The 22,292-nt window shown below is 44.3% G+C and carries 22 protein-coding genes; 9 read left to right on the top strand and 13 right to left on the bottom strand.

All coding sequences use genetic code 11. The features are described 5' to 3' along the window. Positions 1-3: 3 nt before the first annotated feature. Positions 4-282, bottom strand: coding sequence for a cell division protein ZapA (locus tag P8S55_RS00240; RefSeq protein ID WP_289224299.1), 279 nt, complete (start codon positions 280-282; stop codon positions 4-6). Between the two features lie 77 nt (positions 283-359). Here P8S55_RS00240 and P8S55_RS00235 point away from each other — a divergent pair, with 77 nt between their 5' ends. The 7 genes from P8S55_RS00235 to P8S55_RS00205 all read left to right on the top strand — a co-directional run bounded on the left by P8S55_RS00235 (position 360) and on the right by P8S55_RS00205 (position 9,439). Then, positions 360-959 (top strand): UPF0149 family protein, encoded by a 600-nt coding sequence (locus P8S55_RS00235; RefSeq protein ID WP_289224298.1) that lies wholly within the window; start codon positions 360-362, stop codon positions 957-959. A 16-nt stretch (positions 960-975) separates the two neighbouring features. Beyond that, entirely contained in the window at positions 976-2,367 is a 1,392-nt protein-coding gene (locus P8S55_RS00230; protein ID WP_289224297.1) for an aminopeptidase P N-terminal domain-containing protein, read from the top strand. Beyond that, positions 2,346-3,569: an FAD-dependent monooxygenase gene (locus tag P8S55_RS00225; RefSeq protein ID WP_289224296.1), complete on the top strand. Its 1,224-nt coding sequence runs from the start codon at positions 2,346-2,348 to the stop codon at positions 3,567-3,569. Before P8S55_RS00230 ends, P8S55_RS00225 begins: the two co-directional genes overlap by 22 nt. Beyond that, positions 3,566-4,837 carry a UbiH/UbiF/VisC/COQ6 family ubiquinone biosynthesis hydroxylase gene (locus P8S55_RS00220; RefSeq protein ID WP_289224295.1) on the top strand — a complete coding sequence of 424 codons (1,272 nt, stop codon included), beginning with the start codon at positions 3,566-3,568 and terminating at the stop codon, positions 4,835-4,837. Before P8S55_RS00225 ends, P8S55_RS00220 begins: the two co-directional genes overlap by 4 nt. A gap of 110 nt (positions 4,838-4,947) precedes the next feature. Next, a complete protein-coding gene (locus P8S55_RS00215) occupies positions 4,948-5,892 on the top strand; it encodes a LysR family transcriptional regulator (protein WP_289224294.1) in 945 nt (314 codons plus the stop codon). Between the two features lie 28 nt (positions 5,893-5,920). Beyond that, the gene (locus P8S55_RS00210; RefSeq protein ID WP_289224293.1) at positions 5,921-8,302 is read left to right on the top strand and encodes an HD domain-containing phosphohydrolase; all 2,382 of its coding nucleotides are present in this window, start codon (positions 5,921-5,923) and stop codon (positions 8,300-8,302) included. Positions 8,303-8,449: 147 nt separating this feature from the next. Beyond that, positions 8,450-9,439: an MBL fold metallo-hydrolase gene (locus P8S55_RS00205; RefSeq protein ID WP_289224292.1), complete on the top strand. Its 990-nt coding sequence runs from the start codon at positions 8,450-8,452 to the stop codon at positions 9,437-9,439. A gap of 69 nt (positions 9,440-9,508) precedes the next feature. On the opposite strand, the gene serB is transcribed toward P8S55_RS00205, so the two are convergent. Both serB and P8S55_RS00195 read right to left on the bottom strand, forming a co-directional pair. Beyond that, complete coding sequence (serB, locus tag P8S55_RS00200) at positions 9,509-10,339, bottom strand: phosphoserine phosphatase SerB (protein WP_289224291.1); 831 nt, start codon at positions 10,337-10,339, stop codon at positions 9,509-9,511. 24 nt (positions 10,340-10,363) lie between these two features. Further along, positions 10,364-10,771 carry an RDD family protein gene (locus P8S55_RS00195; RefSeq protein ID WP_289224290.1) on the bottom strand — a complete coding sequence of 136 codons (408 nt, stop codon included), beginning with the start codon at positions 10,769-10,771 and terminating at the stop codon, positions 10,364-10,366. Between the two features lie 66 nt (positions 10,772-10,837). On the opposite strand from P8S55_RS00195, the gene P8S55_RS00190 reads away from it, so the two are divergent. Together P8S55_RS00190 and glnE are read left to right on the top strand one after the other, a co-directional pair. Beyond that, positions 10,838-11,506, top strand: coding sequence for an energy-coupling factor ABC transporter permease (locus P8S55_RS00190; protein WP_289224289.1), 669 nt, complete (start codon positions 10,838-10,840; stop codon positions 11,504-11,506). A gap of 189 nt (positions 11,507-11,695) precedes the next feature. Then, positions 11,696-14,434: a bifunctional [glutamate--ammonia ligase]-adenylyl-L-tyrosine phosphorylase/[glutamate--ammonia-ligase] adenylyltransferase gene (gene glnE / locus P8S55_RS00185; protein ID WP_289224288.1), complete on the top strand. Its 2,739-nt coding sequence runs from the start codon at positions 11,696-11,698 to the stop codon at positions 14,432-14,434. 386 nt (positions 14,435-14,820) lie between these two features. Here glnE and P8S55_RS11185 read toward each other — a convergent pair whose 3' ends face one another. The 10 genes from P8S55_RS11185 to rsxA all read right to left on the bottom strand — a co-directional run bounded on the left by P8S55_RS11185 (position 14,821) and on the right by rsxA (position 22,289). Next, on the bottom strand, positions 14,821-14,955 hold the full coding sequence (locus tag P8S55_RS11185; protein WP_503010340.1) for a hypothetical protein: 135 nt from the start codon (positions 14,953-14,955) through the stop codon (positions 14,821-14,823). A gap of 556 nt (positions 14,956-15,511) precedes the next feature. Then, positions 15,512-16,150 carry an endonuclease III gene (gene nth, locus P8S55_RS00175; RefSeq protein WP_289224287.1) on the bottom strand — a complete coding sequence of 213 codons (639 nt, stop codon included), beginning with the start codon at positions 16,148-16,150 and terminating at the stop codon, positions 15,512-15,514. Between the two features lie 322 nt (positions 16,151-16,472). Beyond that, a complete protein-coding gene (locus tag P8S55_RS00170; protein ID WP_289224286.1) occupies positions 16,473-17,180 on the bottom strand; it encodes an electron transport complex subunit E in 708 nt (235 codons plus the stop codon). Further along, a complete protein-coding gene (rsxG, locus tag P8S55_RS00165) occupies positions 17,173-17,796 on the bottom strand; it encodes an electron transport complex subunit RsxG (protein ID WP_289224285.1) in 624 nt (207 codons plus the stop codon). The genes P8S55_RS00170 and rsxG overlap by 8 nt, the downstream gene beginning before the upstream one ends. After that, positions 17,793-18,035, bottom strand: a complete 243-nt coding sequence (locus P8S55_RS00160) for a BrnA antitoxin family protein (RefSeq protein WP_289224284.1) — start codon at positions 18,033-18,035, stop codon at positions 17,793-17,795. Before P8S55_RS00160 ends, rsxG begins: the two co-directional genes overlap by 4 nt. Further along, positions 18,022-18,306 (bottom strand): BrnT family toxin, encoded by a 285-nt coding sequence (locus P8S55_RS00155; protein WP_289224283.1) that lies wholly within the window; start codon positions 18,304-18,306, stop codon positions 18,022-18,024. Before P8S55_RS00155 ends, P8S55_RS00160 begins: the two co-directional genes overlap by 14 nt. Positions 18,307-18,344: 38 nt before the next feature. Beyond that, positions 18,345-19,376, bottom strand: coding sequence for an RnfABCDGE type electron transport complex subunit D (locus tag P8S55_RS00150; RefSeq protein WP_289224282.1), 1,032 nt, complete (start codon positions 19,374-19,376; stop codon positions 18,345-18,347). Continuing rightward, positions 19,373-21,160 (bottom strand): electron transport complex subunit RsxC, encoded by a 1,788-nt coding sequence (gene rsxC / locus P8S55_RS00145; RefSeq protein WP_289224281.1) that lies wholly within the window; start codon positions 21,158-21,160, stop codon positions 19,373-19,375. The genes P8S55_RS00150 and rsxC overlap by 4 nt, the downstream gene beginning before the upstream one ends. Next, a complete protein-coding gene (gene rsxB, locus P8S55_RS00140) occupies positions 21,160-21,714 on the bottom strand; it encodes an electron transport complex subunit RsxB (protein ID WP_289224280.1) in 555 nt (184 codons plus the stop codon). The genes rsxC and rsxB overlap by 1 nt, the downstream gene beginning before the upstream one ends. After that, positions 21,714-22,289, bottom strand: a complete 576-nt coding sequence (gene rsxA, locus P8S55_RS00135; RefSeq protein ID WP_289224279.1) for an electron transport complex subunit RsxA — start codon at positions 22,287-22,289, stop codon at positions 21,714-21,716. The genes rsxB and rsxA overlap by 1 nt, the downstream gene beginning before the upstream one ends. Positions 22,290-22,292: the final 3 nt, after the last annotated feature.

Below are 22,292 nucleotides of genomic sequence, written 5' to 3'. Positions count from 1 at the left end.
CAATTATTTTTCGTCAGTCGAGGGTTTGTTAATTTCGTCAACTAAGCCTTCTAATTGTTTTTCAAGGTGGTCGGTGTAAGCTAGGGTGTCTGCTTTCATTTGTATATAGTCGTAGCAAATATTAAGTGCAACCATTAGGATTTTGGTTTCGCCTTTAAGGTGTGGAACCTGGTCAAGCTTTTGATCTAGCATGGTTGCAGCCTGTTCAAGTTTAGCTTGGTCTTCAGGTTGGCAGGGCACGTCAAAGCGATGGTTCATTAATCTAATCGTTTGGGTTTGCATAAGGCTTCCTTTATTTCAATCTAGCCTGTGTTATTATTTCTCTTATTGTAACAAATCAGCTTAGTAAGAAGTATTTTATGGATAGTAACTTTACATTTGATGATTATGCAGCAGCGCTGCAACCTTATTATCAACTTGAATCAGCCTCGTTTGTTCAGGGCATGCTAGTTGGTTTTTTATCCTCTTCACCCAAGTCTACCGAAGCCCAGTGGATTAAAAGTTTGGTTGAGGAGGGCGGAATTAGTAAAGTAAAGGAATCGTTTTTAGTCATGCTACACCAGCTTTATATTGATACGCTTGCGGGTTTGAATAGTGAAACCTGCGAGTTAGATTTATTATTGCCAGACGATGATGCACCTTTAGCTCAGCGTGTCAATCTTTTAGCCCAATGGTGTGAGGGCTTTATGTATGGGTTAGGGCTGGGCGAGTTGGGTGATATTTCGCGCGAGGTAGCGGAAGTATTAAATGATCTAGCGGATATTGCATTGCTGGACATCCCTGAACAGGAGGATGAGCAGCTTAATGCAAGCCTGGTTGAATTGATTGAATTTGTTAGGATGGCTGCCATTATGGTGTTTGATGAACAAAACCCGGTTGCGAAACCTAAAATTGAGGTGACTAAAGAGCAGGCATTGCTCGCGGGTCTTCAATCAACCCCTAAGCCTACATTGCATTAGCCAGGTCAACAACCACATGAACAATCACACCTCTAATCACATGTCTATTTATGCGCAACGCCGCTTAACACTTTTAGAGTCAATGCCTACCGCCAGTGTAGCGTTAGTCAGTGGAGGCACCCAACAAATTCGTAACCGTGATGTTGAGTTTCCATTTCGGGTTGATAGTGATTTTTGGTATTTGACCGGTTTTATTGAACCAGATTCTGTATTGGTGCTTATCCGTTCAGAGGTATTTGAGCGGCAGGCTTTAGATGAAGAAAACAAGGCTGGTGAAAGCAATATCCATTCCTTGGGTCACCAGGCCTGGTTGTTTGTCCGACCTAAGGATCCAGAGAAAGAAATCTGGCAGGGGCGTCGTTTAGGCGTCGATGAGGCGCCTGGTCAATTAGGTATTGACCAGGCCTGGTCCATTGATGAGTTGGATGAACAAGCACCGGCGTTTTTAGTTGAAGCTGAGAATCTGATGATTAGCTTCGGACAGCTCGATGAATGGAGTTTACGGCTTGCTGATTGGTTATCAGGTTTAAAAGCCCAAGCGCGCAAAGGTGTAGAGCTGCCTGGACGGATTAGTGATTTGGATAGCTTGCTCCATGAACAGCGGTTGATTAAATCGTCAGATGAAATTGAGTGGATGCGAAAAGCGGCTCAAGTTTCTGTTCAGGGTCATTTGGCGGCCATGCGAGTGGCTCGAGCGGGTGGTTATGAGTATCAGCTGCAGGCTGAATTGGAGCATTGTTTTAAGCGTTTGGGCTCAGAGCGGGTCGCATTTAATACTATTGTCGCAACGGGAGAAAATGCCTGTATTTTGCATTACACAGAAAATAATGCCGTTTTGCGTTCAGGGGATTTGGTGTTAATTGATGCGGGCGCGGAATGGCAAGGTTATGCGGGTGATATTAGTCATACCTTTCCTGTGAATGGCCGATTTAGTCTTGAGCAAAGTCAGCTTTATACTTGCGTGCTGAATGCACAGCGGGCTGCGATTGAGCAGGTAAAACCGGGGATTGCCTATAATCAAATGCACCAGGTTGTTCTGCAAATGCTGACAAAAGGTTTACTTGATCTTGGGCTGCTGGCCGGTGAGGTCGATCAGTTAATTAAAGATCAGGCCGTAAAGCGCTTCTTTATGCATGGAACCGGTCATTGGTTGGGTATGGATGTGCATGATGTCGGGCGTTATAAAATAAATGGCGATTGGCGTAGATTCCAACCTGGCATGGTGGTTACTGTTGAACCCGGTTTGTATGTTGCGCCGGGATCTAAGGATGTAGATCAAAAGTGGTGGGGTATTGGCATTCGTATTGAGGATGATGTTTTGGTTACTGAAACAGGCAGCGAAGTGCTCACGCAGGGATTGCCGCGTAGTGTCGAGGAGATAGAGCTATGGATGCAAAACAATCAATAAACGCGGACTCAGATGATGTTGAGTTTGATTATGATGTGATTATTACCGGTGGAGGCCCTGTTGGTCTGTGTCTCGCTTTGGCTTTGTCCCAGAAGGGGGCGCGAATCTGTCTGATCGAGGCGGTTGAACCTAAGCCGGGTGCTCTTAATTCTTTTGACGGTCGTGTGTTGGCTCTCTCGGAAGGTTCGCGCTTGATTTTAGAACACATTGGCGTTTGGCAGGGGCTTGTTGATTACGTGACGGATATTGCTCATGTGCATGTGTCGCAAAAAGGCTATCTGGGTCTGACTTTGATGCATGCGGAAGAATTAGATGTTCCGGCATTGGGTTATGCTGTTCGTGCATCTGATTTGGGTGATGTTCTGTGGAAGGCGGTGAGAGATAATGCAGCGATTGAGCTCATCTGTCCAGCCAGTTTGCAAGATTTTAATCAAGCTGATTTAACAGGTGTTAGCGCCAGTCTTATCACTGCTCAGGGCGAAAAAACACTGACAGCGCGGATGATTGTTGGCGCGGATGGTACAGATTCTCAAGTGCGCAAATCATTAGGTCTGCTATTAGAGCAGCGTGACTACCAGGCCTGGGCGATTTTAGCGCAAGTTGAGTTTTCACGACCCCACCATAATTGGGCTTTTGAGCGTTTTACTCAGGAAGGTCCTGTTGCATTACTGCCATTGGATACACACAGTCATAAATTGGTTTATGTTGCCTCGGATTCGAATTGCCAAGAGGTGTTAGCCTTATCTGATACCGCGTTTATTCAAGCGTTTAACCAGAAAATGGGTGAGCGGTTCGGTGCCTGTACAGCACTGAGTGAGCGCGTTGCTTATCCTTTAAAAGAAACTTACGTGGAAGGTGTGGTGTTTGGTCGAGCAGTTTTGATGGGTAATGCCTCGCATACTCAGCATCCTGTTGCGGCTCAAGGCCTTAATTTAGGGTTGCGTGATGTAGCGGATTTTTTAGATGGACTTGATAAGGATTTGATCGATTTAGACGCTGAGGTGCGTTTAGCGCATTATCAATATAAGCGTCAGCAAGACCATAAAAAAGTAATGGGGCTTACAGATGGCTTGATTCGGGTATTTGAGCATCCTTCACCCTTGGTTGGCCATGCAAGGGGGCTTGCGATGATGGGCTTGCAGCTATTGCCTCGGTTAAAAAAACGATTAGCTCAGTTTTCAATGCAAGGAAGTAAGGTATGAGTCAGCTAGAAGCAAGTAACGAGCATGTAAATCCAACGTTAGAGGTCGATATAGCGGTGGTTGGCGGGGGTATGGTGGGTGCGGCCTGTGCATTGGGTTTGCATAAAGCGGGGTATAAGGTGGTATTAATTGAGCGCAATCCGCCCAATAACCTTTGGTTTGCTGCCAGCGATTACAGCCCGCGAGTCAGTGCATTGACACGCGCCTCAGAAAATATTTTGGCTAACCTAGGGGCTTGGCAAGGTGTTCTAAGCCGTCGGGCACACCCTTTTGTAGCCATGCGCATCTGGGAGCAGCATGCTGATGAAGAGGTGGTGTTTGACGCTCAGTCAATTCAGGAAAAAAACCTGGGCCATGTCGTCGAAAATAATGTTATTCAGTCGGCTATTTGGGATGCGTTAGAGAACCAGGGTGTTCGGTTGATTAAAGGCTGTGAATTGTCAACAATGAGCCTGGGGGAGAAGGGTCAACCGAGTGAACTAAGTTTGCAAAATGGTTGTGTTGTTTCGAGTCGTTTGATTGTTGGTGCCGACGGTGCTTTTTCACAAGTTCGTCAGTTAGCAGGGATAGGGTTGGACCAGCATGATTATGCGCAATGCGCGCTAGTGGGTTGCGTCAAAACAGAAGGTTCACATCAGGATACCTGCTGGCAAAGGTATCGAGATGAAGGGCCGTTTGCTTTTTTAGCCATGGAGCAGAATGTAAGCTCAATTGCTTGGTATCTGCCCATTGAAAAAATGCAGTGGGCATTGTCGTTGAGCGATGAGGATTATCGAGCCGAGATTATGAACGCATCTGAAGGACGTTTGGGGAAGGTTACGGATACGTGGGAGCGCGCAGCTTTTCCGTTAACCCGTCGACATGCGCAGCACTACATTAAACCAGGCCTGGTTTTAGTTGGGGATGCGGCGCACACTATTCATCCTCAAGCGGGTCAAGGCGTTAATCTTGGGTTATTGGACGCTGCTAGCTTGATTGAGGTTTTAACCCATGCAAGACTTAAGGATGAATCCCCAGGTGATTTTTTGGTGCTTCGTCGTTATGAACGCTGGCGAAAAGGTGATAATGCTTTGGTGCAACGCGCAATGGAAGGGTTTGATTGGTTGTTTGAGTCTGACAGGGGGATCAAGGATCAGGTAAGATCTCGTTTGCTTGCGATAGGAAATGTTATAAAACCGTTAAAAAACTGGCTAGTGAGCCAAGCGTTAAATGGCCGAGCGCCACTGCCAAAATTAGCAAAAACTCTGAATCCTTCAAGACATAGATAGGATTTGGGAAAGATAATTTTGACAAGTTGTCCATAAACCCCTATATTTCAATGATAAATTAAGTTTATAGTTATATTTTTTAAAAAATTAAATTAACCAAGGGCAAAATAATGGCCGATAGACGTCTACAAGTTTTTCACACTGTAGCAAGGGTGATGAGCTTCACCAAAGCTGCTGAAACCTTGCATATGACTCAACCCGCAGTCACTTTTCAGATAAAGCAGCTTGAAGATTTTTTTAACACACGCTTGTTTGATCGTACCCACAATAAAATCACGTTGACCGAAGCGGGTCGTATTGTCTATGACTTTTCTGACCATATACTTGAACTTTACGAGAAAATGACCTCAGAAGTTCGTGATTTGACCGGAGAGGTTTCAGGCAGTTTGGTTATTGGCGCGAGTACGACCATCGCAGAATATATGTTGCCTTGCTTGTTAGGTGCGTTTAAGAAGCAGTACCCTGATGTGAGTATTCGTCTTCAAGTAGGCAATACCGATGCGATTGTGTCTATGGTTGAAAATAACATGATTGATCTAGGTTTAGTAGAGGCCCCAGTTAGTAACAAAAACCTTGAGGTAGAAGTTTGCCGTATTGATGAGATGCAGCTCATTTGTTGTCCAGAGCATCCTTTAGCAAAGCGTGATGAAATTTCAATTGAAGAAGCCTGTAAGTATGCTTTTGTTGTGCGTGAAGAAGGGTCGGGTTCGCGCTCAGTTATTGACACCTATATCCGTGAGCAGGGTTTGACTTTAAGTGACTTTAATATAGTGATGGAGCTCGGTGCTCCTGAGTCAATAAAAATGGCTGCAGAGGCCGATGTGGGTTTAGCTATTGTGTCTCGCTCCACCTTGCTAAAAGAGTTGAAACTTGGCACACTCAAAGCGATACCGCTTAATCCTCCTTTACGCCGTCCGTTTTCCCATGTTAGACAAAAACAAAAATTCCGTCATCGTGCTGTGGGTGAATTGCTTGATTTTGCGGTTATCTATTGTAAAGAAAAAGCAGTAGAGTTTGGTTTTGAAGTGCCTGATCGAGATGACAAAAAAACCTAATGGCAGTCATTATAATTAACGAGAAATCATGCTCGCTAATCAGATTCGATTTTTAGGCGCATACGGCAGTAAGGCGGGAGCGCATCATACAACTTGTATTCAGCTGTCTGAAAAGACACTTATTGATGCAGGTAATATTATGCAGGCCTTGGCTGAGGAAGCCGTTAAAATTGAATCGATTTTTCTAACTCATTCCCATCTTGACCATATCCTTGACATTGGTTTTTTTATTGATCATTTTTTTACTCAACGTAGTAGATCGCTCAAGGTTTTTGGTTTGCCTTCAACGCTTGGTGCGCTCAAAAAGCATATTTTTAATGATGATATTTGGCCAGATTTTACTCAGATTAAACTTTTAAATTCAGCACTCTTTGCTATAGAGTGGGTTGAGATAGAATTTAATCAGGTCTATCAACCTGAACCAGGCCTGCTTCTCACGCCCATAAAGGCCAATCATACGGTTGAAGCCTGTGGCTATATTATTGAGCGCCAAGGCTCAGCCGCTTTGTTTACCGGTGATACCTATACTAATCCGGAGGTTTGGCAGCTTTTGGATCAGCGTGATGAAATCAAATCTGTGATTGTTGATGTGTCTTTTCCGAATCGGCTCGCCAACTTGGCCCAGGTCAGTAAACATATGACGCCAGCTTTGTTAAAACAAGCGCTTTCAGGTATCAAACGCACCGATTTTTCACTGTATGTTTTTCATCTCAAGCCCGCCTTTATTGACGAAATTAGGTCAGAATTGGGTCAGGTTGGAGTAAGAGCGGAACACATACTTGATGAAGAGGATGTGATTTGTTTAGATAAGGGTGTTGTTGTTAAAAGCAAGTCAGTTAATCAGCTTGATCGCGTTGTACGTCTCAATAAAATTGGTACTGCACTGTCCGCTGAGCAACGTTTGGAACCTTTGCTTGAAATGATTGTAACTGAGGCTAAGGGTATTATTGGCGCAGATGGGGGTACGCTTTATTTATTAAAAGATAATGCGCTCCATTTTACCGTAGCTCAAACAGACTCACTTTCAATAAAAATGGGCGCCACGGCCGAAGCTATTCGTTGGCAGCCCTTGCCGCTTTATTTGGAGTCAGGTCAAAAAAACAATTCAATGGTCGCGGTAACGGCGGCACTTGAAGACCGCGTTATCAATATCAAAGATATTTATCAAGCCTCCGGTTTTTCGTTTGCGGGTGCAAAAAAGTTCGATGAAGCTAATGGCTACCGTTCAGAGTCTATGTTAGTTATTCCTCTACGTAACCATGAATCAAACGTTATTGGGGTGGTGCAATTATTAAATAAAAAAGATCAATTAGGCAAAACCACGGCATTTAATATTGAGGATGAAGCAATTGCACTATCACTTGCCTCGCAAGCTGCGATTGCTATTACTAATGCTAAATTGGTTGATGATCTTGAGGCCTTATTGGAGTCTTTTTTAAATAGTATTATCTACATGATGGGTAGGAAGTCGCCTTATACAGCGGGTCATATCAATCGGATGGTTGCGTTGAGTTTAATGATGGTTGAAGCGGTGAATGATGATCAGGGTGTGTATGTTTTGAAAACCTACACGGATCAACAAACGAAACAGATCAGGCTTGCAGCACTTATGCACGATATCGGCAAGCTTGCTACACCTGAAACCATAATGGATAAGGCAACGAAGTTAGATGGTCATTATGATCGGATTCATTTGATTCGATCAAGAGCTCAGTCCATTCGACTGGCGATTGAGAATGAAGCGCTTAAACGACAGATCAAAGGCGCTGATTCTGTTGAATCTATAGAGGCTTATAAGTCTGAACAGTTCGCAAGACTTGATTTTGCGCTTGGATTGGTTGAGAAAAGTAATCAAGGGACCGAGTACTTACCTGATGATCAGGTGTTGGCGATACAAGCCTTAAGAGATCAGCCGTTTGTTGCTGGAGGACAGAGCTGGTTGCTTTTAACTGAGGAGGAAGCGGATTCGCTAAAAATTCAGAAAGGGACCTTAACTGAAGAAGAGCGAAAAATAATTAATGAACACGCTGAAATCGGGCTCAAGGTATTAGAGTCATTACCTTTTCCTGACAAATATAAAGCGATTCCGCATATTGCTGGCGCCCATCATGAAAAGATTAATGGTAAAGGCTACCCGTTAGGATTGAAGGGCGAACAAATTTCGTTTGAGGCACGTATTTTAGCCATAGCCGATATTTTTGAAGCCTTAACGGCTAATGACCGACCTTACAAGCGTCCTAACCCTTTGTCATTAGCAATGAAAATACTTTATTTTATGGCAAAGGATAATGATCTTGATCGAGATATTGTTAAGTTTTTTTACCAATCTGAGTTATATCTAAAATATGCACAACGGTTTTTACCTAAAGAGCAAATTGACGAAGTAACGATTGATTTTTCAGATCTCTAGTGGGTTATCCTACCCGCTTAAAACAGGCTTTTGTTAGCGGTACGTCACACCACTTCTTTGCCACAAGTCTTGCAGTTTCAGCTGTCACAGAGTAATATTGTCCAAAAATAAATTTATAGGTTTTATTTAAATAAGGGTACGCATGCTATGAAAAGACGTGATTTGTTTAAGACAGCACTAGGATTAACTGCAGGGTTTTCGGTATTACGACCGCTTTATGCTGCTGACGAATGGGAGTTTAGAGGCCCGGATGTTCCCAATGTTCCAATTACGAAGATCACAGATCGCACTTATTATTTTTTAGCGGTTGATCCTGAACCCAGTCCATCAAATTTTGGCTTTTTTAGTAACCCAGCTTTTGTAGTCACTTCTGATGGGGTAGTCGTAATCGATACAGGTGGCTCAGTACAAATTGGTGAGATGTTAATCCGTCAAATTAAAACAGTGACCGATAAGCCCGTTGTTGCTATTTTTAATACTCATATTCATGGCGATCATTGGTTGGGAAATCATGCGTTTGTTGAGGCTTATCCTGATGTCAAAATTTATGCGCATCCGAAGGTTATGGAGCATGTTAAAAACGGTGCGGGTATAGTGTGGACAGGCTTTATGAGTCGAAATACTAATAACGCAAGCGCAGGAACGGTCATTACGCCTCCAACACTTGAAGTTGGTCATGGTGAGACTATTAAGGTCGGTGATATTGAGTTTAAAGTTCATTATATGGGTCAAGTGCATTCTGATTCGGATATTGCTATAGAAGCGGTGGAAGAGAAGGTAATGTTCTTAGGTGATATGGCGATGCGTCGTGTAGCAAATATGGCGGATGGTCATTTTAAAAACTCTATTGTGGCGATGGAAAACTTTGAATCTATGACACATGTCAAGTATTTTGTACCGGGTCATGGCGAGTTTGATGATGTTTCAATGATTCGTGAACAAAAACAATTCTTTGAGATAATCTATAACACGATTGAAGAGCAGTATGATAATGGTTTGTCTGATTTTGAAATTAGGCCGATGATTGTAGAAACCGAGTTTATGCAAACGGTTGCCAAAAACTGGCCTGGTTTTGATACCACGATTGGTCGTTTTGTTAGTGAGGCTTATCAAGAATTTGAAGCGAGTCTGTTTTAATCATTCACTAGGTTTGAATTGAAAAAAGGGAGCCATGGCTCCCTTTTTTATAGGCCTAACCAGGCCTGGTTAGGCGTCAACAAAATCCAATAGCGCATTTAACCCACTAAAGTTTAGTGCGGTGTCTGCTTCTAATTGAACCTTGGGTTTTGCCTGGTAGGCAATACTTAACCCTGCCGCTTTCATCATTAGTAGATCGTTGGCGCCATCACCAATCGCGATGACTTGATTAGGTGTAATGTTTAATTCGTTGCAAAGTTCGTGTAAAAAGTCAGCTTTAGCTTGTGCACCAATAATTGCACCTTCTACCTTGCCTGTAAGCTTGTTGTTTTCAACCGCTAGTTTATTTGCTCTGGCATAGTCGAGTGTTAAGCGTTGTTTGAGTCGTTCGGTAAAAAAGTCAAACCCACCGGAAACGAGGGCAAATTTTATATTTTTTTGTTTTAAACCATCTAGGCAGCTTTGGGCGCCAGGATTGAGGGTGAGCCGCTCGTCATACACACGTTCTAGTGCTTTGGTTTCAAGGTTGGTCAGTAAGGCCACACGCTGGGTTAGGGATTGTTCGAATACCAGTTCACCTCGCATGGCAGCTTCGGTGATTTCAGACACCTGTGCTTTCAAATTCATCATGTCAGCGATTTCATCAATGCATTCAATGGATATAAGTGTTGAGTCCATATCGCTAATTACCAGCTTGACTTTTTCGGCTACAAAATTGTCGGGAAGAAGGTTTAGGTCAATTTTTAATTGCTGGCTTAAGGCTTGGAGTTCAGGTTTAGCAATTTGAACGTCGTTGATTTGGTAGTGGTTGGCTTTTTTTTGTGGAGCACCGAGTTTTAGCGTTATGATTTCAAGCTGAGCGGCGTCAAGTTGAGCGGTATGAATAATGAGGCGTGACATAGTTATCCTTCTATATTTTTGGGGTTAGTGATCGATATCAATAATTTTAGTATTAGACAATCTGTCGTGTAGTGTTTGACCTTGTTGGTTAAAAAACAGCCAAAGCCAGCCGAGTCCAAGTGTGGCAATAGAAATCAGACAGAAGAAAAATCGTTTATTCGCATCGTGGCGCGTAGGTAAATAACCATCCAGTCTGATTAATCTGAGCTTCCATGTTCTTAGCCCTGGTGTTTGGCCTGTTTGAAGCCAAAAGAAACTTAAATAAATATAGCTGATGATTAGAAGGTAAAGTTGAAACACTATCAAGGTAAAGGGGTTTTTTTCAAATCCCGGCCCTTGCCATATTACAAAAGGTAAGGCAGCGGCAAACCAGAGTGCAAGCAAGAGTAATAAATCGTACAAGAGGGCAAATATAATTTTTACGTTTAGCATAATCTGGGGTTCTAATTTAAAAAAGAGTATTATAAACGGCAGGTACAAAGGATAGGAGGTTTTACAATGAATTTACCCGATGGATTATTTGGCATGGGATGGTGGGGCTTGGGATGGGTTTTATATGTCATTCTTTTGCTTTGGGCGTTGAAAACGGCACCTTGGTACAAGGTAAAGTCGGATAGGGGTGCTCAAAATGTTTTGTTCGGTGCCGTTTTGGTAATTATTTTAATCTGGAGTTTGTCTGCTAGCATAGGGGGTGGGTTTAGTTTTCACTTTCTGTTAATGACTGTGGCGACCTTGATGTTTGGGCCACAGTTTGCTGTGATTGCTATGACATTGGCGTTATTAGCGGTGAGCTTTAGTGGTGATGCGGGTTGGACAGTGTTTGGTCTCAATGCGCTTTTAATGGGGTGGATTCCGATTTTTATTACCTGGTGGATGTATAAGCTGGCGTATCGTTATTTAGATCGCAACTTTTTCGTTTATGTGTTTTTAAATGGGTTTTTGGCTGCTGGTGTCGGTGCACTGGTTGCGATGTTGCTGATGGCGTTGTTGATGGGGGTGGCGGGGGTTTATACCCTTGATGAGTTGCATTATAGTTTTTTGCCCTATATTCCTATGATTGCTGCACCGGAGGCCTTTTTGAATGGCTTTATTATAGCGGGCTTAGTGCTAATGAAGCCGGAGTGGGTCAGTACCTTTAGTGATGAGGATTATCTCAAGGGAAAATAAAACCCCGCTGAAGCGGACTTCTAGGATGGCTTTAATGCTGATATGCCTTTGGTTTTTTGAGTTGAAACTGGATTAATGCTTCCATTTAGTGCAATAGCGTCTTTTTTGGAAAGGTAAGATTATTTGTTTGGCTGGCGCTGAAAAAAGGTAAGGTTAATATTTTAAGCAGAGCAGAAAAAGAGGCGTGCTATGTCGGCGATTTGTCCGCAAGACTATTATAAATGGAGTGTTTTTGTTGAGCGTGAATGTCTGCGTTTTCCTGAATTGCTCACAAAAAAGTTTGACAGAGTTTATAGCGAAAAAGAACTCATTGAGTTGTGTTATCAGACTCTACTAGCCTGCGAAGACGAGCTTTGTTTAAAAACACAATTACGTCGTTTACGGCGTGAACAAATGGTGCGTATTGCGGTTAGAGATTTAGCGGGCCTAGCCGAGTTACATGAAACGATGCGTGATGTATCTGATCTTGCAGACGGCCTGGTATCGGGCGCGTTAGATTGGTGGTATCAGCGTTTTGTCCAGCGTTTTGGCCGGCCAATAGGTGAGGAATCGAGACAAGCCCAACAGATGGTTATTCTAGGTATGGGTAAGCTAGGTGGACGAGAACTGAATTTCTCCAGTGATATTGATCTCATTTATCTGTATGAAGAAAAAGGCTACACCGATGGAAAAAAATCTATTTCTAATGATGAGTTTTTTTCAAAACTGGGTTTGGCTTTAAATAAATCCTTAACCGAGCTGACCTCAGAGGGCATGGTTTATCGTGTTGATATGCGCTTACGGCCTTTTGGGGAGGTCGGTCCCTTGGCCATCAGTTTTGTGGGTGCGGAACGTTATTATGAAGTTCACGGTCGTGCTTGGGAGCGATATGCACTGGTCAAAGCGCGTGCTATAGCTGGGGATAAAGAAAAAGCCAAAACGTTATTTGATATCTTGCGTCCATTTATTTACCGACGGTATGTCGATTACACCGCGATGGACTCGTTGCGAGATTTAAAACGAATGATTGCGGCCGAAGTACGCAAGAAAGGTATGGAAGATAATTTGAAACTCGGGCGTGGTGGTATTCGCGAAATCGAGTTTATCGTTCAGGCGTTTCAATTGGTGCACGGTGGGCGAGATAAGCCCTTACAAGGTCAAGCTCTGTTGCCTATATTGGAATACCTTGCTTCGCAGGATTATATAGCCTCACAAGATGCAGTTGAATTGCGCGACGCCTATATATTTTTACGTCGAGCTGAAAATCGTATCCAAGAATGGGGAGATCAGCAGGTTCATTCGTTGCCAAACGATGGGCGCCAACGGCAGGCATTAGCCGAGTCAATGGGTTTTACCGATTATCCTAGCTTTATCCACCAGCTTGAGCAGTTTAGGGAAAGGGTTCAACGACATTTTGATGATGTGTTTGCAGAAGAGGCGGTTGTTTGTGACCTAACCGATGCGTTGGCTCAGGCCTGGAAAGGACCTTTAGAGGACGATGCCCTTATCCTGTTAACCCAATTTGGCTTTCAGAAGCCGGGTGACATTCTTAATCAATTACGCAAATTTAAAAAATCGCGTGCGGTTGGCCATATGAGCGCAGAAGCAACCACGCGGCTTGAACAGGTGATGCCTTTACTTTTAAAGCAATTGGCCAGTTTAGAAACCCATCAAGAAATGGCACTTCAGCGTGTGTTGAGTGTAATTGAAAATGTAGTGCGCCGAAGTGTGTATTTAGTCTTGTTAAAAGAAAAGCCAGTTGCGCTCACGCATTTAATTGCACTGTGCTCGGCGAGTGCTTGGTTAACAGATTTACTGGTTAAATATCCTGCTTTAATGGATCAGTTGTTGGATTTAAGTAGTCTATACCGACCACTCAAGTTAGATGAGCTTCTTGGGGATGCGCAAACTCTGTTAAAAACCTACCAGGATGATGAAGAGCAGTTCATGCTCCAACTGCGTCATTGGCGTCATGCACAGGTGTTTAAGGTGGCTGCTGCCGATATTACGGGTCAAGTACCTGTCATGCATGTGAGTGATTATTTAACCTGGATAGCTGAAGCGGTGCTTAATGTGGCGCATGACTATGTTTGGCTGCAGCTAACTAAAAAATACGGATTGCCTAATGGTGTAAACACATCGCCGTTTTTGATTTTGGGCTATGGCAAGCTAGGAGGGATTGAGTTAGGTTATGGTTCGGATCTTGATCTAGTGTTTCTCTATGACACGGTTTTGCCCGGTGACAAAACCCAGCCCACCCACGATCGACAACGTGCGCTAGAGCATGGCACATTTTTTATGCGAATGGGACAAAAAATCATATCACTACTCAACAGTATGATGCCCGCTGGGCAATTGTATGAAGTGGATACCCGTTTACGTCCGAATGGCGACAGTGGTTTAATGGTTACTACACTGAAGCACTTTGAGCACTATCAACAAGAAAAAGCCTGGAACTGGGAGCATCAAGCTTTGATTCGCGCCAGGGCAGTAGTAGGCAATGAGCAGGTACGTAACAACTTTGAAGACTTTCGTTTGGCGTTTTTGTCACAGCCGCGTGATGCAGCGAAGGTGAAAGCTGAAGTGGTGGAGATGCGGCAAAAAATGCGCAGCGCACTTGATAAATCTACAGACCATGAGTTTGATATTAAACACGGTCAAGGTGGCATTGTTGATATAGAGTTTATGGTGCAATATTTGGGCTTAGCTTATGCGCATAGAGAACCAGGCCTGGTTAAGTGGCCAGATAATATGCGTATTTTGGATGAATTGAAACAAACCGATTTATTAGATCAACAATCGATTGAGCATCTTCAAGACCATTACCGAACCTACCGAGGTCTTTACCATAAACTAGCATTGCAAAATGAAAAATCCTTGGTGGATGGGAAAGCCTTGCAAAACGCTCGCCAAATCGTAATCAAAATTTGGAAAAAGTTGATGGATTAGTTTTTGGCGCTTAGCAAATTTATTTTTTTACTAAGAGACCTTTGCAAAACTCCGCTATTCCCAAAGTTAAATTCTCAAATTCGACTTTTTTAATAGAGAGCTTGCAATTTAGTTTTTTTTCGCTTTTTTACTTTTTGCTTTTTTGTGCGCATATCCTGTTTTATGGATACACGCACCCCTTGAGCCTTAACACAGTCTTCTGAGGCCAATTGATTGTGTTGTTTTTGATTAATAGGGGCTTTAAAACCGTAGGTCGATGTTTTCTTGCCATGCGAGGCGGCTTTGAGATTGTAGCTGGCCTCGGTGTCTTGGGTGTTTTCGCTCTTGGCGTTTTGTTGGGGCGGTTGTTTTTGGCTTGGATAACACTGGCATCAATAATACTGACTTCACCGGCTTTCATGATCAGGTAGGCTATCGGTTAAGCTGAGCTGGACAAATCGACGAAATAATTCATCAAGCGCCGGATGGTGGCAGATAAGTGCATCAGCGAGTGAGGTCTGTGAGAGGTTTTTCCGTGCCATGTGACAAAATCCAGTTATACGTAATAATAATTTGTTATTTGAACTCTTCATCGCAGAACTTGCAAATTTATTGTGGTTTGACAAGCTTTTCTCGTGCAAAGGTCTCATCTTAAATCCTAAATTATAAAAGTTAATATTAATACTGTTAATTAGATTGTAAGGGTTAAATTAATTAATGTAGTTTATTTTAAGCTAGGATATGATTTTACGAAAAAATATAATGGGCGCAATTAAAAAAACTAGCACCTTAATATTTAATGTAACTCCTATTTCAAGATTAACAGCACCTCCTAAGAATTATACTGTAATCCCCCCGTAAAATAAACGGGGTCAAAAGTATAGTTTTCTCGTAAATTAAACGCAGCATTGTAAAGTACACGTTGAGTTTAGATTATTTAAAGGTAGCTTCGAATAATTCATTTTTTAAAAAAAATGTATCTGTAAAAGTGAGTTAAATTATTAAAATCAGGTAAGGCGAATTCCTTTTGGCGAATCTAGAAGGCGGTGTGATAGTGTTATGATTTTATTTAGTAAATCTCATATTGAGTTTACTTTATTACATGAACTTTTCTTTGTCTTTAAATTCGCATAAATCAAAAATAACACAGCTACCACAGCGTGGCTTACGGGCTATACAGGTATAACGTCCATGGAGAATTAAAAGGTGGTGAGCATCCATTAGGTGTTCTTTGGGCGTAAATTTTAACAGTTTTCTCTCAACCTCTAGTACATCTTTGCCAGGCGCAATCTTGGTGCGATTCGATACCCGGAAAATATGGGTATCGACCGCCATCGCTATCTGTCCAAACGCGGTGTTTAGCACCACATTGGCGGTTTTACGCCCAACACCGGGTAAGGCTTCAAGTTCTTCACGCGTTTGAGGTACTTGGCTATTATGAATTTCAACCAGCATTTTGCAGGCTTTGATAATGTTTTGTGCTTTGGTGTTAAACAGTCCAATGCTTTTAATATAGTGTTTCAATCCGTCTACACCTAACGCGTAGATAGCCTTAGGCGTATTGGCGACCGGAAAAAGTTTAGCGGTGGCGATATTCACGCCCTTGTCGGTGGCTTGCGCCGACAGGATGACGGCAATCAGCAGCTCAAAGGGCGTTGAATAGTTGAGCTCAGTAACCGGTTCGGGTATGGCTTGAGCCAGTTGGTCAAAAATCTGTTGTCGTTTGAGTTTATTCATTGTTTTTTGTAATAATTGAGTAATCTACATGCTGGGTTATACGTATGAAATGCCGAGCTAGCCTTCCAGGGAAATGCGTTTTCGATTTTTCAACAAATGGCGCATTAAAGTTGGGTGTAAACGTGGTTGAAGCGCGAAATATCTGCTGTTGAACGCATTATAAATCCAATCAGCGCCGCTCTGGGTGCTAAATGAACCACTGAGCTAAAAATTGCGAGATTGGCCAGACCTTTTTGATCTCGCGTTCCAATTAGATTGGCCGGTTTGCTACTCGTCATGGAGTTGATTAAATTAATTTTGAGGTTCAGTTTTAGCTAAAGCACTATTGACTCACCCCTTTTACTTCTATCGGAATAGTAACCAGGCTTGGTTTTTTTGCTTTTTGATCTATGAGGTTTTTTAGGGCAATCATTAGGCCCAGGGCGATGAAGGCACCGGGTGGGAGGATGGCGAGGAGTACAGGGTTGTAGCTGTCGGGCAGGGTGAGTGTCCAGTTTTGTGCGACTTCGCCAAAGATGAGGTCAGCTTGGTCGAATAGGGTGCCGTTGCCGATGAGTTCGCGCACCGCGCCTAAGAGGATGAGAACCAGGGTAAAGCCTATGCCGATAAACAGGGCGTCAACGATGGATTTGTCGAGGGTGTTTTTGGAGGCGAAGGCTTCGGCGCGCGCGAGGATGGCGCAGTTGGTGACAATCAGCGGTATAAAAATGCCTAAAATACCATGTAGCGTATAGAAATAAGCATGCATCATCATGTCAATCACCGTCACCGCGCAGGCGATAATCGCGATAAACACGGGAATACGGATTTCAGAGGGCACATGGTGGCGGATGAGTGAAACCAGAATATTTGAGGTGAGCAGTACCGCCATGGTGGCCAAGCCTAGCCCCAAGCCGTTTACGCTATTATTGGTTACGGCGAGTAGCGGGCATAATCCCAGTAGCGCGACCAAGGCTTGGTTGTTGTTCCATAGCCCTTTTTGCGCGATGTCTTGGTAGTCGTGCCATTTTTGTTGCCAAACGTTAATCATAGAGTTGCGCTCCTTGTTGGTTGACATACTCAAGGGTGTTTTTTAGCGCAGCCACGATAGCTCGGGGGGTGATGGTCGCGCCGGTAAATTGGTCAAAGTCGCCACGATCACGTCTAACCGCCCAGCTGGAGGCATTGTCTGGGGTAAGGTTTTTGCCATTAAAACTTAGTATCCAGTTGTCTTTTCGCAGTTCGATTTTATCACCAAGCCCCGGTGTTTCGCGATGACTCAGTACGCGCACGCCCGCCACCGAACCATCAGCAAATACGCCAACTAATAAATAGATGTTGCCACTATAGCCATTGGGAGCAATGGTTTCTATCACCAGGCCTGCTGGTTGGTTGTCGAGGCGAGCGCGATAGATGCGGGTTTGGTTTGCACCTAAAAACTCTGGCGCTTCGACTTCAATGCTATCGTCGATCAGTGAATTGTTATAGCGTTCAGCAGGCATCACTTGGTTAATAGTTTGCAGCAGGGCAAGGCGCTCGGCTTGGGCAATTTTTGGTTTTGTGAACACATTGACCGCCATCAATAACCCAACACTCACCACCACAAACAGGCTAAGCAAGCCGGCGGCACGTAACATAGTTTGTTGAAGGTTTAGTTCTGACTTCATGGTTGCGTTTTTATGTCCTGTTGAATGATTTCACGCAGCAGACTATTGATCAGTGTTTGATATCCGACATGCTGTTCTTTAGATTTCTTTTTAAAATACAATAAAATATCGTTATCTAGTCGTAAAGTTGTCGCAATTTTTTTAGGCTGATAAAACCGACCACGCACCCCTTTAGAAAAATCATAGTCTGATGCAAGTTCAAAGTCATCTAGTTCAGCGCGTTGTTCAATGGTTCTCATAAATAGCTAGCTCCTTGTTATTGGCTTCTCTGGCAGAAATAATACGAATGAGTTCTTCACCATCATCGGTCATAAATAAATTAGCGACTACTAAAATTTTACGATTTTGCGTCGCACCAAGAGTAATCCAGCGTTCTTCAAAATAGCTAAAACGTTTATCTAATAAAGCAACATGAAAAGGGTCTAAAAATACTTGTTGTGCTAATTCAAAGCTTACACCATGTTTAATTATGTTTTGTTGGTTTTTATTTTCATCCCATTCAAAGTTCATAATAGAGCTTTTGTAGTAACAATGTCAATACACTCATGCTATCGATGTCCTAGTACTCTGGGTTGGGTGTAGCGGTCGATGAGTGGGACGGCGATATTGAGTAGGAGGACGGCAAAGGCGATGCCATCGGGGAATGCGCCCCAATTACGAATCACATAAACTAATACCCCGATGCCGGCGGCATAAATTAGGCGACCTAGCGGTGTGGTGCTGGAGCTTACTGGGTCGGTGATAATGAAAAATGCCGCTAACATGGTGCCGCCAAACAGGAGGTGGAAGCTAACAGGGGCATAGAGGTCGGGGTTGATGCTATGGAATATCCATGCCATCAAGCCCAGTGCGCCTAAGAAGCCTACCGGATATTGCCAGCGAATCGTGCGGGTGACTATTAGCCAAGCGCCGCCAGCTAAAAAAGCGAGGTTAATCCAGCCCCATGCGGTGAGGTTCCACCAGCCGGTTTCTAAATAAGGTGCTTGCAGCATTTGCTGTACGCTTAGGCCTTCTTGGATGCCGGTTTTTACCGCACTTAATGGGGTTGCGCCGGTAAAACTATCAATCGGTGCGTGTGCAACCGCACCAAATAGGATGTGGTTAAAAGATTCCCAAAAGCTCAAGCTGTAACCCGCAATTTCTTTGGGCAAAGTCCACTGGGTCATTTCCGCTGGAAATGACATTAATAAAAACGCATAGCCTAACATCGCAGGGTTGAAGGGGTTATAACCGAGTCCACCGTAGAGATGTTTACCGAAAACCAGCGCAAACGCACTGCCCGACACAATCACCCACCAAGGTGATTCGGGCGGGATGCAAAAGACCAGTCCGGTTACCGTAATCAGGGCACTAAAGTCGGTGACATTGGGTAAAACCGGCTTGCCGCGCAGTTTAAGCATGACATATTCAACCAGCAGCGCGGTGGCAACGGCCAAAAACCATTGGATGATAATGCCATAGCCAAACAATAAAATATGCGCTAGCAGCGCGGGGAAGGCGGCTAGTTGCACTTGCAACATCACTTTCTGCACCGAACTGTTATTGTGGGCAAAGGGGGAGCTGGTGTAAATTGATTTCACTTTGCAGTTTCCTGTTGAGCTTTTTTAGCAGCGGCGCGGGCCTTAGTGAGTTTCATTGCCGCCTCCATCGCGGCTTTGCGTTTGTCTTCAACCGATAGCTCGGGTTTTTCTGATTCTTGTTTTGGTTGATCTGTGGATAGTTCAGCTTGGGCTTTTTTAGCGGTTTGCTGTCGTGCTTTTGCCATTTGAATTGCGCGCTCGCGTGCACTTAGTTTGGGCGCGTCTTCAGTGTCAGACTCTGCTGTTTGATGAGCGGGTTGCGCGGTTTTTTTATCTAGGGTTTCTTGTGTGGCCTGTTGTTTTAGCGCGGCTTTTTTTGCCGCCAGCTTGGCATCACGTTCTTGTTTATCGCGCTCAATCCGAGCTTGACGCGCTTCATGGCGTTGCTTGGCTTGTTCGGTGAGTTGTGCTTGGGCTTGAATTTCACGCACTTCAGATTTGGCATGACGATAGTATTGTACTAATGGAATGTGGCTGGGGCAGACAAATGAGCAACAACCACATTCAATACAATCAAATAAATTAAGCTTTTCAGCTTGATCATATTCATGCGCTTGCGCATGCCAATAAAGCTGTTGAGGTTGTAGGTTAATTGGACAAGCATCCGCACACTCACCACACCGAATGCAGGCCATCGGCGCCTGAACCGGTTCGGGTGGATTGGCTAAAATACAATTGGAGGTTTTGACCACGGGTACATGGTTGTCGGCTAGTTTTACCCCCATCATCGGCCCGCCCATAATGAGCGGGTAATCAATCGGTTGCTTGGGTTTGGCTAGCGCAATCAGCTCGTCAAACGGTGTGCCGAGTAGGGCGTCGATGTTATAGGGTTGTTCTAAGCCGAGTCCGGACACGGTAACAAACCGTGACACTAGCGGCTGCCCCTTGTCAACCGCATGCCCAATAGCTCTTAGGGTGGCGATGTTCATCATCACGGTACCTATGTCGATTGTGTGTTTGCCACTTGGCACTTCAATCCCTAGCACTTCTTGAATCAATTGTTTTTGACCCCCCATCGGATAAACCGTGGCGACTTCGGTAATCCTAATCTGGCTATTGGTGCAGGCCTTGCGCATCGCTTGAATCGCTTTGGGTTTATTATTTTCAATCGCGCAAACGACATGGGGTATGCCAAACATTTGCGCGACTAACTGCGCACCGCGAATAATCTCATCGGGGTGGGTTTGCATCAGCATGTCATCACAGGTGATAAACGGCTCACATTCTGCGCCATTAATAATTAAATGTTTCACCAGGCCTGGTTGATTGGGTAGCTTTGCGAAGGTTGGGAAACCTGCGCCGCCCATGCCGACAATACCGGCATTTAAAATTAATTGTTTGAATTCTTCTGGGGTTTGAGGCGGCGTGTTGACCGCTAAAACATTCATTATCGCACTGTCGAGCCCATCGGGTTCAATCACAATGCAGGGTTGCGCCAAGCCTGAAGCATGGGGGAGAGTGCGCGGTTCAATTGCTATAATTTTTCCCGAGGTGGGGGCGTGAACGGGCGCACTTAAACCCTTTGCGGCTTGGGCAATCAGTTGGAATTTTTTGACCGATTCGCCAAGCTCAACACAGGGTAAAGCCGCTAACCCCATATGTTGTTGCAGAGGCAGAATGAGTTGTTTGGGAATATAGCCTTCGCGCAGCGGTTGGCGCAAGGATAATTCTTTATTGTATTTTGGAAATACGCCGCCATGAAAGCGATGCAGCAGGCGAAGTGCATTAGGGTAGAGTGGGCTTAGCGCTTTAACAAGCTGAGTTAAGAATCCACTGATTTTCATTACACTGACTCCAGTGTCAATTTGGGGTCGGGCCATTTCCAGGTTTGAGGCGTGGGTTGTTCAAATACCATATCAATACAATCCACAGGGCAAACAGGAATGCACAATTCACAGCCGGTACATTCTTTTTTAATCACGGTATGCATCATTTTGGTCGCGCCAACAATCGCATCTACTGGGCAGGCTTTAATGCAGAGCACGCAGCCGATACACAGGTCTTCGTTGATCAGCGCCACCATCGGCGCTTTGGGTTTGGTGGCTTTAGCTTCCATCGGCTTGGGTTCTACTTGAAGCAGTTCGGCGATTTCTAGCATGGTTGGCTCACCGCCCGGAATGCACAAGTTTACTTCGGCTTCGCCTTTGGCTAAGGCTTGGGCATAGGGCTTGCAGCCTGGGTAACCACATTGAGCACATTGTGTTTGTGGTAGTTTTTTGTCAATCAGCTCGGCGAGAGGGTCGCCCTCGACTTTAAAGCGTACCGCGGCATAGCCCAGTAATAGCCCAAAGGCTATGGAGAGTCCAAGAAAAATTAAAATTCCCGCCAATGCACTCATTAAACCAGCCCACCAAAGCCCATAAATGCCAAGGACATTAAGCCTGCAGTTATCAGTGCAATCGGCGCGCCTTTAAATGGTGCGGGCACATCACCGGCATCTATGCGTTCCCGCAGTGAAGCGAACAACACCATCACAAGAGTAAAGCCTACTGCTGCGCCCAAACCATAGAATGCGGATTCGATAAAGTTATGCCCTTCGCCGATATTGAGCAACGCGACCCCAAGCACTGCACAGTTGGTGGTAATCAGCGGCAGATAAATACCCAGCACTTGATAGAGTGCGGGACTTGATTTGTGAATTGCCATTTCAGTAAACCCCACCACGGCGGCAATCGAGAGGATAAAGCCAATCGTTTTGAGGTATTCCAGTTCAAATGGAATCAGCAGGTAGGTATAGAGAAGATAACTCATCACCGATGACAGCGTGAGCACAAAGGTTGTCGCCAGCCCCATGCCGAGCGCAGCATCGGTTTTTTTGGACACACCCATAAACGGACACAAGCCAAGAAACTTGACCAGGACAAAATTATTCACCAATACGGTACTAATTAATATAATGACATATTCCGTCATGGC

It is taken from the genome of Thiomicrospira sp. R3, from assembly GCF_029581415.1.
Taxonomy (GTDB): Bacteria; Pseudomonadota; Gammaproteobacteria; order Thiomicrospirales; family Thiomicrospiraceae; genus Thiomicrospira.
This window is presented reverse-complemented; position numbering and strand designations above follow the sequence as displayed.